Here is an 11,622-nt window from a genome sequence, read left to right on the forward strand (position 1 = left end):
CAAGGCCGACTGGCCGCCCGCAGCGATGCGATCGTTGATCGCATGAGCGAGGATCAAGAGAAAAAATGACCGCAATCATCTATCAAACCCCCAAAAGCGCGATGCAATCGGGCAAAGCCAAAACGGACAATTGGGTGCTCGAATTTGAGCAATCCGAAGCGCGCAAGCCCGATCCTCTGATGGGCTGGACCGGCAGCGGCGACACGCAATCTCAGGTCAAACTGACATTTCCCGATAAGGACGCTGCGAAAGCCTATGCCGCAAAATACGGCATCACCGCGCGAGTGCATTCAACGCCGCCCAAAGCGCTCAAAATTCAGGCCTATGCTGACAATTTTAAGTGAGTTGAATTTTTAACCCGCTTTCGCCATATGCACGTTCGGGAGTCGGGTGGACGTTTGCGTTCGCTCACCGGGTCAGGTCCGGAAGGAAGCAGCCCAGGTGAATTGCGGCGGGTCGCTCGGCTCCTTTGTTATTGCGGCTTCAGCGCCGCTGCTTTTTCATCAAACATCGCCATGACAAACGGGCCGCAAGCGCCTAGCTTGGTATGCGATGACTGATTCCGATCCTGACCTTCCCGATACCGAAGAGGAAACTACGCCCAGCGCTGCTGAATTGGAGGCAGCGGGCCAGGATACGATGTTTGGCGGCGGGGATTTGGGCGGCGACGAACCACCGCAAACCAAGGTTCTGACGCCGGCCGCATCTGAGCCAGCCGCATCTGAGCGAGCCCAATCTGAGCGTGCATCTTCACCGGATGCTCCGCCGGTTGCGGCAGACACATCGGATCAGCCTTACCGTGTGCTCGCGCGCAAATACCGCCCGCAAACATTTTCGCAGCTGATCGGGCAAGAACCGATGGTGCGCACGCTTGCCAATGGAATCGAGCGGGATCGGTTGGCGCATGCGTTCTTGATGACGGGGGTGAGGGGGTTGGCAAAACCTCCACCGCGCGGCTGATTGCAAAGGCGCTCAATTGCGTCGGGCCAGATGGCACTGGCGGGCCAACTATCGATCCGTGCGGCGTGTGCGAATATTGCCAAGCGATCGCAGAGGGCCGCCATATCGATGTGATCGAGATGGATGCGGCCAGCCATACCGGCGTCGACGATGTTCGCGAGATTATCGAACAGGTCCGCTATGCGGCGGTTTCGGCGCGTTACAAAATCTATATCATTGACGAAGTTCACATGCTGTCGCGCAATGCTTTCAATGCCTTGCTCAAGACACTTGAGGAACCGCCCGCGCATGTGAAGTTTCTGTTTGCCACCACCGAGGTGGAGAAACTGCCGGTCACCGTGCTCAGCCGGACACAGCGGTTCGATCTGCGGCGTATCCCGGCGGATATGCTGGCCAAACATTTCGGCCATGTGTGCGAGCAAGAGGGGGTGGCCGCAGAGGACGAGGCGCTGGCGATTATCGCGGCTGCGGCCGAAGGGTCCGTGCGCGATGGCCTCTCGATCCTCGATCAGGCGATTGCTCATGCCGATCTTGAAGCGGGCGGCGAAGTTACCGCAGCGCGGGTGCGCGATATGCTGGGTCTGGCCGATAAGGGCGCTCAGCGTGCTTTGCTGGGTTCGGTGCTCGAAGCGGATGCGCCCGGACTGCTTGCCGGGATTGATGAACAATATGCGCTGGGCGTTGAACCGCTCGCTTTGATGCGAGCGCTGATGGATCTGGTGCACCGGATCACTGTGGCGCAGGTTTCGGGCGGGGAGCCTGATGCGCCTTCGGAAGAGGAGCGCACCGCGCTGGCGGAATTTGCCGCGCGCCTGTCGGCTCCTCAATTGCACCGACTGTGGCAATTGCTGCTGAAAGGCCATGACGAGGTGCGCCTTGCGCCTGATCCATTGGTGGCGCTTCAAATGGCGCTGTTGCGCGTGCTGCACGCGGCTGAAATGCCTGATCCGGGTAAATTGGCCAAACGGATTGAGGAATTGGCGAGCAATCCGCCCGCTCCTGTCGCCGGGGCCACGCCAGACGACGCGCCTGCTGCGCCGGTTGCCTCTGGCGCGCTCAATTGGGCCAATCTGGTGGAGGAAATCGATGCCGCGGGCCAATTGCGCGTTGCCCAGATGATGCGCGACCGTGTGCGAGTGATTGAGCTTTCTCCTGAGCGGTTGATTTTTGAACAGGCCGACCAGTTCACCGATGATCCCATCCCCGATATCCGCGATGCTCTGTTCAAGGTGACGGGCAAGCGCTGGCAGGTTGAACGCGGTGAAGGCGAGGTCGAGCCATCTTTGCGCGAGCAGGCCGATGCCAATGCCAAGGCGGCCGATGAACGCACCCGCGCGCATCCCTTGGTCAAAGCTGCGTTGGAAACTTTTCCCGATGCCGAATTGATCCAGAACGACAACACCGCCGCTTTCGCGCGCAATGCGAACCGGCGCTGAATTCTTAAAAGAAGGAATAAACCCCATGAAAAGCATGGAAGAAATGATGCAGGCCGCACAGCAGGCGGCGGAAACCATCCAGAACCAGATGAACGATATGCAGGTCAAACTCGACGCGATCGAGGTTGAAGGCGCGGCAGGCGGCGGCCTGGTGAAAGTGCGCGCCAGTGCCAAGGGCCGCATTCTGGGCGTCAGCATTGATGACAGTCTGATGAAGCTGGAAGAGAAGAACATCGTCGAAGATCTCGTCACCGCCGCTTTCAACGATGCCCGCGACAAAGCGGACCGGGTATCGGCAGAGCAGATGAAAGAGATGCAAGGCAGCATGGGTTTGCCGCCGGGTTTTAACCTGCCGGGTATGGGGTGAAGTTTGCGCGATGGGTCTGTTTGGGCCGTCGCTTCCGATAGCGGCTGACGAATTTGAATGGTTGCTGGCTTGCTTTGCATGGCTGGATCGGACTTTGGGCAAGCAGGATCAAAGCGATGGTTTTGTCCCGCAATTGGTGTTGCCCTCTAACGATCAGATCATGGCAGCTTCCACCGCCAGCCAGCTGTTTGAAGCGGTCAAACATCTGGCGGGCCTTTCCCATTGGCACTGCCGCCTAGAAAAAGGCGAAAGCAGGCCTGAAATACCGATGACGGGCCTTGATACTGGGCCCTTTTCGCAAAGCTCGGCGCTTGGCACTTTCAGTGTCGAGGGAAACACACCCGTTATCCGCTATGATCCGGCGCTGGCGAAAAACCCTGATGCGCTGGTGGCAACATTTGCGCACGAGCTTGCCCATCTGGTCGTCCATTCTATCGGCATGCCGCCGGGCGGGGAAGCGCTGGAAGAGCACGCCACCGATTGCACGGCGGTGTATCTTGGCTTTGGCGTATTTCTGGCCAACAGCGCGCGCAATTTCAGCCAGTTCAGCGATGGAGCAATGCAGGGCTGGCGGTCTGATACATCGGGATATCTGTCAGAAAACGCGCTTGCGACGGCCCTTGCTATGTTTGAGCAGCGTTTCGATTGTGATGGAGAGGCAAGCCCTGCGCTTAAATCTTATCTGCGAGGCCCGCATCGCAAGGCAGCGCGCTATCTGGCCAAGCGTCATGGCGATCTTGCGAAAGACCTTGCCGCGCTCGATCTGGATGGGTGGGCGCGGTAGTTTAGCGCCGTAGAGGCACGCTATCTGGCAGTTTACACAGGCTAACCCCCGTCTGCCCCTTGTCGGCTATTGCGCAGTCCCGGCCCATTACCCATATCTTTGGTAACAACGCAGCAAAGCTGCGCACCGGGATAATTTACACATGACACAAGCCTTTCCTCTTTTGCCCCTTCGCGACATTGTCGTTTTTCCCGGCATGGTTGTGCCACTGTTTGTGGGGCGCGATAAATCGGTTGCGGCTTTGGAAGCGGCGATGGAAGCGTCAAAGGATATCTTCCTGCTCGCTCAGCTGGATCCGGCCTGTGATGATCCGGGTCAGGATGATCTGTATGATACAGGCGTCGTTGCGCAGGTTCTGCAATTGCTCAAACTGCCCGATGGCACGGTGCGCGTTCTGGTCGAAGGAGGCGTGCGCGCGCGGCTGGAAGCGCTGGTGCCCGATGATGGCTATATCACAGCCGAAATGGAATTGATTGAGCCGGAAACGGTCGCGGGCAGCGAGGTCACCGCTTTGATGCGGCAAGTGACGCAGCAATTTGGCGAATATGCCAAGCTCAACAAGAAAATGGGCGAAGAAAACGACATTGACCTGTCCGATGTCGATGATGCGGGCGAATTGGCTGATACGATTGCGGCTGCACTCAGCGCGAAAGTTTCTGACAAACAATCGCTGCTGACCGAGAGCAGCCCGCTCAAACGCCTTGAACTGGTGATGGCGTTTATGGAGGGCGAATTGTCGGTTCTTCAGGTGGAGCGCAAAATTCGCGGGCGGGTAAAGCGCCAGATGGAAAAGACCCAGCGCGAATATTACCTCAACGAGCAAATGAAAGCGATCCAGTCGGAACTGGGCGGCGGCGATGGTGAAGAAGGCAATGAGCTGACCGAGCTGGCCGAGAAAATCGAGAAAACCAAGCTTTCCAAAGAGGCCAAGACCAAAGCCAATGCCGAGCTGAAAAAGCTCAAAGGCATGCAGCCCATGAGCGCTGAGGCGACGGTGGTGCGCAATTACCTCGATGTGCTGCTGGGGCTGCCTTGGGGCAAGAAATCGCGGCTGAAAAAGGATATCGGGCAAGCGCAGGAAATACTCGATGCCGATCATTACGGGCTTGAGAAGGTCAAGGACCGGATCATCGAATATCTCGCCGTTCAGGCGCGGACCAACAAGCTCAAAGGCCCGATCCTGTGTCTGGTTGGCCCTCCCGGTGTCGGTAAAACATCGCTCGGCAAAAGCATCGCGAAGGCGACGGGCCGCGAATTTGTGCGACAATCTTTGGGCGGCGTTCGCGATGAGGCGGAGATACGCGGGCACCGGCGGACCTATATTGGCTCAATGCCCGGCAAAATCGTCAACAATCTGAAGAAAGCGGGCACCAGCAATCCGCTGTTTCTGCTCGATGAGATTGACAAGCTTGGTCAGGATTTCCGCGGCGATCCGGCTTCGGCTTTGCTCGAAGTGCTGGACCCTGAGCAAAACGACAAGTTTCAGGATCACTATCTCGAACTCGATCTCAACCTGTCGGACATCATGTTTGTGACGACCGCTAACAGCCTCGATCTGCCGCAGCCGCTGCTCGATCGGATGGAGATCATCCGCCTCGAAGGCTATACCGAGGATGAGAAAGTCGAAATTGCCACGCGGCATTTGCTGGCCAAACAGGTTAGCGATCATGGCCTGAAGGCGGAAGAATTTGAGCTGACCGAAGAGGGCCTGCGCGATCTTATCCGCTATTACACGCGTGAGGCTGGTGTGCGCACATTGGAGCGCGAGATTGCCCGGCTGGCGCGCAAAAGCTTGCGCAAAATCCTTGAAGGTGATGTCACCAGTGTGACGATCACGCCAGAGAACCTTGGCGAATTTGCAGGGGTGCGCAAATTTAAACACGGCATGTCCGAAGACGAAGCGCAGATCGGCACTGTCACGGGCCTTGCCTGGACCAGTGTGGGCGGCGAATTGCTGACCATTGAAAGCGTGACGACACCGGGCAAGGGCGAGATCAAGACGACAGGTAAACTCGGCGAAGTAATGAATGAAAGCGTCGCTGCCGCGTTCAGCTTCGTCAAATCGCGCGCGCCCACTTATGGGATAAAGCCCAGCCTGTTCCAGCGCCGCAATGTCCACATCCACTTGCCCGAAGGTGCAGTGCCCAAAGACGGGCCAAGCGCGGGGATCGGCATGGTCACTTCCATCGTTTCAACGCTTGGCGGGATCGCAGTGCGCCCCGATGTGGCGATGACCGGCGAGGTTACTCTGCGCGGCCGCGTGCTGCCGATTGGTGGGCTGAAAGAGAAACTGCTCGCAGCGCTTCGCGGGGGGATCAAAACGGTGCTCATACCCGAAGAGAATGTCAAAGACCTCGCCGAAATTCCGGACAATGTGAAAGAGGGCCTTGAAATCATTCCAGTGAGCCATGTCGATCAGGTGCTTGAACAAGCCTTGGTGGAAATGCCCACTCCGATTGAATGGAGCGAGGCCGATGATCTGGCATCGCAGCCCGGCGCCTCTACCGCGGGGAGTACCGCAGGATCGGACGTTCCAACCGCGCATTGACCGCGCCGCCAATGGCGTTTGAGAGCAGTAATGAAAGGCGCTTTGCGTTCTGATTTGCAACTGAAATGCTGCGTCAAAAGCATGTTCAGGCAGCGCAATCGCGCTCGCTTTACCGCAAATGATGAAAAAAACTGAAAAAAGCCCGGCTTTGCGCTGTATTTGTCTTTGACAGAGTCCTGGAAAACAGTCTCAATCTGGATTCTTTCGAGAAGACGATTCCTCGAATACGAAATTGATTCAAAGACTTTTGGTAATACAAGGGGGTTCCCAGGATGAATAAGAACGATCTGATCGGTGCGGTTGCCGAGACCACTGGCCTTTCAAAGAATGATGCCGCAAGCGCTGTTGAAGGTGTGTTCGACGCTGTGACCAAGGCTTTGTCGAATGGTGATGAAGTGCGCCTTGTCGGGTTTGGCACGTTCTCTGTCGCCAAGCGTAAAGCGTCCACAGGCCGCAACCCGCGCACCGGCGAGCCGATGAATATTCCGGCATCAAACCAGCCCAAATTCAAAGCGGGCAAAGGCTTGAAAGACGCGGTCAACTGATTGCTCTGATGGACATGGGTGAGGACGCTTTTATCAGCGCACATTGAAACCCAGCCAATCACACAAAAAACCCCGCCGATCGCAAGACCGGCGGGGTTTTTGTTTGCCCGGTTTAGGTGCGCCCCAGCTGCGTGCTTATCCTCAGCGGGGCAAAGCGATCAGCGCGGTGGGCGCTGCCCCGGTGCGCGAATTGATCTGCCATGTGAGCCGCTGGCCGCTCGCCTCTGTCACGGGGCCTTCGTCTGTGTTGTTCGCCCGGATATCTCCGGTTGTAACAATCGAAAACGTGCCGTTTATCTCGGGCAGGTCAAGCTCTTCTGAAGAGCTGCCCCCGCCGCCAAAGGGTGATCCGCCCATCATCATCGGCAATAAAGGATTGGCCGCGCCTTGCCCTGCAAAACCGGGGGCATTCACGCGCACCGCACCCCCATCACGCACTAGAACTTGGACGAAGGGGCTGTTGGTCGGAAATCCTTCGATCACGGGGAACATGTAATCATGGCTCAAAGTGCCGCTGATTGCATAGCTCACATCGAACATGCCATCGCCTTTGGCCTCGACCCGGTCGAACCCTTTTTGCCGCACCATCAGGGCTGCCAGTTCCGCTTCGGCTCCGGGAGCGGACAGGTCGATCCCGCCGAAGATTTCTGACATCTGCTCCGCTTCGCGCTTTTTGTTTTCGGCGCGGCGCTGCTGGCCCTCTTCCCACTGAGCGCGCTGTTCGGCGACTTCTTCGGGCGTGCATTCGCGGTCTCCGGCATAGTCTTCGGCCTCTTCAATCATCGCTTCTGCCGCCTTGGCAGCCGCCTCTGCTGCGTCGCTAGCCCCTTCAACAGCTTCGGCTGGAGCGTCGCCGTAACAATAGGCCTGAAATTCCCCCATCGAAGACCGCTTGCTCTCCTCAGCCAGCTTCGCAAGGCCGATAAAATGCACTTCGCCTTCATAAGTGAAAGTGAACGCATCATCCTCCATCAGCGTCAGCTCAGACGTGAATGTGCCCGGCTGGATCAGGCAGCCTGTCAGCATTAGCGAGCACCCCGCCAAAACCGCAGCGGATTTCGCCCGCATGGAAGCAAACATCGTCATAATCACTACCCCTTTGATCGTGTTGATACAGCGTATAGCGCAATCGCGGCCGCGTTGGATACATTCAGGCTTTCCACTGCTGAGGATATCGGCAGTTTTGCCAGAGCATCACAGTGCTGGGCGATATTGTGGCGCATGCCGGGCCCCTCTGCGCCCATAACCAGCGCAACGGGGCCGGCGGGTAACGCTTCCTCCAGCGCCGCCTCCGCTTCGCCTGCAAGGCCGATGCGCCAATATCCCGCCTGCGCCAGATCATCCATCGCGCGCGCCAGATTGACGACTCGCACCCATGGCACCGTCTCCAATGCGCCCGAAGCCGATTTGGCCAGAACGCCGCTTTCAGGCGGTGCGTGGCGATCCTGGGTGACGATACAAGCCGCATTGAAAGCAGCAGCGGACCGCAGGATTGCACCGACATTGTGCGGGTCTGTCACCTGATCGAGCAATACGACCGGGCGCGCGGGATCGCCAGTGGCAAGCTCATCAAGGAAGACGCCATCAAGCGGTTCGCATTCCAGCACCAAACCTTGATGCGGGGCGTCTTTGGCAACCAGCCGCGCCAGATCGGTGACATCGGCGTATTCCACGGGAAAATCCTGCGGCAATTCGCCATCCAGGCTTTCGATGCCATCGCGCGTTGCCCACAATTTGCGGTGTTGGCGGGCGGGGTTTTTGAGCGCTGCTTCGACAGGATGCCGGCCCCACAGGCGCACATATCCGGCGGTTCCCTTGCCCGAACCGCGCCCGCCTTTCATCCGGCCTGCACGCCCGCGCAGCGCTTTCTTTTTGTCACCTTTGGCCATTTGCGTCTTTCATTGGAGTGTTATGTTTCTGCCCCCTGCCAGCAGGCCCATTGACAGGCAAGGCTCGCTTCGCCAAAGCGCATCCCCTCGGCAGCAAGACCTTTATCGGGTCGCGCATGCATTTGGTGGCCGCAAGGCCGCATTTTGAGCAAGCCCTGTGTGGACAGGTGGCCGAGTGGTTAAAGGCAGCAGACTGTAAATCTGCCCGCGCAAGCGTACGCTGGTTCGAATCCAGCCCTGTCCACCACTACCTCTGCTAAAGCATTGGTAATAGGCACTTTATTCTCCTTTTTTGGCGAACGTCTTGGAAAGGTTCGCCATCGCTACGGTGGCCATATCGGCCTTGTTTGCCTTTTCGGCATAGTGAGCAAATTCGCGATCAGTCTTGTGTCCCGTGACTGCGCGGCCTTGCAATGTGGTCGCGCCCGATTCTGCCAATCGCCGCGACATCGCTTTGCGCAGACCGTGCGGTCCGCAGTGCGGGATGTCAGCGGCCACACAAGCGCGCTTAAACCAATTGAAAAATGAATTGCCGGTCGAGTAGGGGTGGCCCCGCTCGGTAACGAGATAAGTCAAATGCTCATCGGGCATTGCCGCAATGGCTTCTGCCAGCGGCTCAAGGATAGGAATATTCGTCTCGCTATCGTTTTTGCCGTGATACAGGACAAAGCGATCATCTCGACGGTGTTGCCTGCCCAAGCGGATCATATCGGACCGCCTGAGCGCCGTGTAGAGCAATAGAGCCATCGCAAGGCGTTGACGGGTGCCAAGCGGCCATCGCGTCTCAAAGGATGCAATTTCGGCTTCTGTCCACGTATGGAAGCCGGTGCCCGATGTAACCACCGGGTCGCTGGCAGTGACCGGGTTATCAACCCGCCAGCCAAGCTTTACGGCGTGGCGATGTAGGCGATTAAGAACCTTGCGCAGATTTGCAGCAGCAGCCCCAGTTTCGGTTTCAGCAACGCGCTTGGCCAGCAGCTTGTCGATTGAACCCGTAGTGACGCGGCGAACGTCCTTGGTGCCATTCTTGGCGCGGAAACCCTCAATAATCCCGCGATATGTCTTCTGACTGCTCGCGGCCATCCCAACCCATTTAGGGGTTTCATAGAATGACGTGATTAGCGCATCATAGGTGTAAGGCGCATGGCGTGGCAGTTTCTCAGGGGGAAGGGCACTGCGAGCCTTGTGCAATTCCTCGCGAAAGCCCTCTGTGCCCGGTGGATTGCGAAAGTGATACACGGGCAATCCGGTCTTGCGAAACCGATACCGGGTCTTGCCGTGCCGATCCTTGTAAGACGTGACGTTATCAGGAAGCCATTTGCGCGGCATTATTCCAGTTCCTCCGGCTCATCCAACTTGGACACTGTGCCAAAGATTATCTCGATATCGCCGCTTTGCGAATGAATGCGAAACCCGCTCGGCTTCATGCCAGCCGCAGCCGCGCCGCGAAGTGCGCGGGTGACATCAGCTTGCTTGAAGGCGGCGGGTGCAGTCATTTAGTCTGGCATTTCATCCGCGTGAAGCCGAGCGACCAGCTTTGCCGGTATCTCATCAGCCAAGTTTTCAAGGTGAACAACAAAAGAGTAAGGCGTGATGGCATCAGCGAGTAGTTCTGGCCGATTGGTGATAGTGGGATTGCCAACATCGAAAATGGCAAAACGATACTTACGGCCCAAATCCTGCACACCTTCCGTATCTGGGAAGGAATCGCGTGCCACCTCGCGCAGGCGTAGCCTCCAATGTGACGGGTGAGTTAAACCAAGATGTTTTGCGACTTCGGGAGCAACCCAATTGGCCATGCCGACTGTATCAGCCTGATTGTTCGTCCGCGCGTGGATTTTATGGAAACAGAAAACCCCAAGGATGTCGGCAGGTGAATATGACCAGCGACCGCTTTCAGATTTAACTCCGAAGGGATATTCCTCAAGACGCATTCGTTGTTCTCGGATTGACGCGGACGCAACGCCAGTGAGCGTTTCAACATCTTTGGGAGTGTAGATAGTCATACTTCGCCTTTCTGTGAGCTTGGCTAGGTAATAACGTAGCAAAGCTCACAGTCAAGCCCCCCGGCCCGCCAAAGCCGGGGATCACTTAGTCTAGGTAGGCAATAGGCTCGCGCCCATCATGCTCGCAGCCGCCGGGGTCGCTTAATGCGCAACCGGGGCTGTTTTCGCGGATTGGTTTGGCGGTGTAGCAATCTTCGTCATATTGCCCCGCCGGGTCATCATCTTCGCTATCCTCATGGTCTTGAGTGATGTTTGCGCCGCGCTTCTGTGAACCGCGCATCTTATCCCATTCAACCCATGCGTTCTCGCCCTTATCGGCAATCTCGCAGCCCGGGCCGGTAGGCATGTAGAGAGTGCCAAAATCAGGCGCGCGTGAGATTTCATCCTCATTGCACTGGCCTTCAAGATCAGCATCGCCGTCCATATCATCGCAGCGTTCAATCATGTATTCGGCTGCCATCGCCGCTTCGTGCGCAGTCTCAAGCATTATCTGGGTCAGCTTGCGCCATCGTTCGATTGGCACAAGAACGCCCCGGTCAGTCGCTATGACTCCGGTGGACAGTGCAGATTTAAGGGGATTGTTGCAGGCGGATTCCGCCCTATGGGTGTCTTTAGTCACTGAAACCTCCAACTAGGTTGATGTGGTTAGGGGCGGCTCAGCGTTGGCGCGCTGGGTCGTCCTGTTTGCTGTTATGGTCTTTTGAGGAGTCCCGGTCAATGCTCTCAGCTTTACTATTGCTTGCATCGGTCAGCGCCGCTGAACAAAATCAGGTAAAGTCCGCCGCTGAATACGTGCTGTTTGATGCGCCTTCCGCGCGATGGACGTTCACGCAAAAAAGTGGTGAAGTGGTTTGTGGATTGGTGAACGCTAAAAACAGGCTTGGCGCATATACCGGCTACAAAAAATTCACTTTCCTTGACGGCAAGTTCAGCATTTATGATGGTGATCGCGAATGGCTTTGGGACACGATTTGCGACGGAGCGCCGGTTCCAAAGTAAAGCGGACCAGCCCTATCGTTTCCGATATGCTGGCCCCGCACCGCGTCCCTGAAAGGAGCTGGGACCGTGCCTTGTCGGGGTTTTCCCA

12 protein-coding genes, 1 tRNA gene, 1 other RNA gene and 1 pseudogene are annotated in these 11,622 nt (G+C 57.2%); 9 read left to right on the top strand and 6 right to left on the bottom strand.

The features are described 5' to 3' along the window. The first annotated feature begins 65 nt into the window (after window positions 1–65). The 7 genes and pseudogenes from AC0V6W_RS13945 to AC0V6W_RS13975 all read left to right on the top strand — a co-directional run bounded on the left by AC0V6W_RS13945 (window position 66) and on the right by AC0V6W_RS13975 (window position 6,640). Window positions 66–344: an NADH dehydrogenase ubiquinone Fe-S protein 4 gene (locus AC0V6W_RS13945; RefSeq protein ID WP_486150963.1), complete on the top strand. Its 279-nt coding sequence runs from the start codon at window positions 66–68 to the stop codon at window positions 342–344. A gap of 35 nt (window positions 345–379) precedes the next feature. Continuing rightward, an RNA gene (gene ffs / locus AC0V6W_RS13950) (signal recognition particle sRNA small type) lies at window positions 380–474 on the top strand. 78 nt (window positions 475–552) lie between these two features. Further along, a pseudogene (locus AC0V6W_RS13955) lies at window positions 553–2,396 on the top strand (DNA polymerase III subunit gamma/tau). A 25-nt stretch (window positions 2,397–2,421) separates the two neighbouring features. Continuing rightward, window positions 2,422–2,763, top strand: coding sequence for a YbaB/EbfC family nucleoid-associated protein (locus AC0V6W_RS13960; RefSeq protein WP_486150965.1), 342 nt, complete (start codon window positions 2,422–2,424; stop codon window positions 2,761–2,763). A gap of 10 nt (window positions 2,764–2,773) precedes the next feature. Further along, window positions 2,774–3,547 carry a hypothetical protein gene (locus AC0V6W_RS13965; RefSeq protein ID WP_486150967.1) on the top strand — a complete coding sequence of 258 codons (774 nt, stop codon included), beginning with the start codon at window positions 2,774–2,776 and terminating at the stop codon, window positions 3,545–3,547. Window positions 3,548–3,689: 142 nt separating this feature from the next. Then, window positions 3,690–6,095, top strand: a complete 2,406-nt coding sequence (gene lon, locus AC0V6W_RS13970) for an endopeptidase La (protein WP_486150969.1) — start codon at window positions 3,690–3,692, stop codon at window positions 6,093–6,095. Window positions 6,096–6,367: 272 nt separating this feature from the next. Beyond that, window positions 6,368–6,640 carry an HU family DNA-binding protein gene (locus AC0V6W_RS13975; RefSeq protein ID WP_486150971.1) on the top strand — a complete coding sequence of 91 codons (273 nt, stop codon included), beginning with the start codon at window positions 6,368–6,370 and terminating at the stop codon, window positions 6,638–6,640. A 141-nt stretch (window positions 6,641–6,781) separates the two neighbouring features. Here AC0V6W_RS13975 and AC0V6W_RS13980 read toward each other — a convergent pair whose 3' ends face one another. Together AC0V6W_RS13980 and rlmB are read right to left on the bottom strand one after the other, a co-directional pair. Beyond that, window positions 6,782–7,726, bottom strand: coding sequence for a hypothetical protein (locus AC0V6W_RS13980; RefSeq protein WP_486150973.1), 945 nt, complete (start codon window positions 7,724–7,726; stop codon window positions 6,782–6,784). 5 nt (window positions 7,727–7,731) lie between these two features. After that, complete coding sequence (rlmB, locus tag AC0V6W_RS13985; protein WP_486150975.1) at window positions 7,732–8,529, bottom strand: 23S rRNA (guanosine(2251)-2'-O)-methyltransferase RlmB; 798 nt, start codon at window positions 8,527–8,529, stop codon at window positions 7,732–7,734. 161 nt (window positions 8,530–8,690) lie between these two features. On the opposite strand from rlmB, the gene AC0V6W_RS13990 reads away from it, so the two are divergent. Further along, window positions 8,691–8,776 (top strand) — tRNA-Tyr (locus AC0V6W_RS13990). Between the two features lie 32 nt (window positions 8,777–8,808). On the opposite strand, the gene AC0V6W_RS13995 is transcribed toward AC0V6W_RS13990, so the two are convergent. The 4 genes from AC0V6W_RS13995 to AC0V6W_RS14010 all read right to left on the bottom strand — a co-directional run bounded on the left by AC0V6W_RS13995 (window position 8,809) and on the right by AC0V6W_RS14010 (window position 11,022). Next, window positions 8,809–9,858: a tyrosine-type recombinase/integrase gene (locus tag AC0V6W_RS13995; protein WP_486150977.1), complete on the bottom strand. Its 1,050-nt coding sequence runs from the start codon at window positions 9,856–9,858 to the stop codon at window positions 8,809–8,811. Next, window positions 9,858–10,025 carry a hypothetical protein gene (locus tag AC0V6W_RS14000; RefSeq protein ID WP_486150979.1) on the bottom strand — a complete coding sequence of 56 codons (168 nt, stop codon included), beginning with the start codon at window positions 10,023–10,025 and terminating at the stop codon, window positions 9,858–9,860. Before AC0V6W_RS14000 ends, AC0V6W_RS13995 begins: the two co-directional genes overlap by 1 nt. Continuing rightward, entirely contained in the window at window positions 10,026–10,535 is a 510-nt protein-coding gene (locus AC0V6W_RS14005; RefSeq protein WP_486150981.1) for a hypothetical protein, read from the bottom strand. 85 nt (window positions 10,536–10,620) lie between these two features. After that, entirely contained in the window at window positions 10,621–11,022 is a 402-nt protein-coding gene (locus tag AC0V6W_RS14010; protein WP_486150983.1) for a hypothetical protein, read from the bottom strand. A gap of 230 nt (window positions 11,023–11,252) precedes the next feature. On the opposite strand from AC0V6W_RS14010, the gene AC0V6W_RS14015 reads away from it, so the two are divergent. Beyond that, a complete protein-coding gene (locus tag AC0V6W_RS14015) occupies window positions 11,253–11,534 on the top strand; it encodes a hypothetical protein (protein WP_486150985.1) in 282 nt (93 codons plus the stop codon). The last annotated feature ends 88 nt before the right edge of the window (window positions 11,535–11,622 follow it).

It is taken from the genome of Erythrobacter sp. JB1-7, assembly GCF_057365015.1.